Source organism: Petrotoga sp. SL27, from assembly GCF_002924605.1.
Lineage (GTDB): Bacteria > Thermotogota > Thermotogae > Petrotogales > Petrotogaceae > Petrotoga > Petrotoga sibirica.
This window is the reverse complement of the sequence record NZ_JAIP01000040.1, coordinates 1-253: the sequence shown is the minus strand read 5'-3', so window position 1 is coordinate 253 and position 253 is coordinate 1. Positions and strand designations below refer to the sequence as shown.

Genomic DNA, 253 nt, shown 5'->3' with positions numbered 1-253 from the left:
TTATCGAAGCCGCTAGCTCCGTTAAAAACTATATCCCTGAGTTCAAAGAGTATTATTGGAAAAAATACTACGAGGTTGCCACTCATCAACACAAAAGAGCCCTCGCGCTCACGGCTCGTAAGTTGGGTCGTCTGATTTTTGCATTGCTGAGCAAAAATCGAATCTATTCGAATTACTAAGTTGAATAGATACAAGTGAATCTTTTTGTGTTTTCAAGCCTATTTTGAGTTTTTCTGAAAGTATGGGCATTGTC

At 38.7% G+C, this 253-nt stretch carries 1 pseudogene; it reads left to right on the top strand.

The features are described from left to right. Window positions 1-179, top strand: a pseudogene (locus AD60_RS10565) (IS110 family transposase); the annotation flags it as partial. Window positions 180-253: the final 74 nt, after the last annotated feature.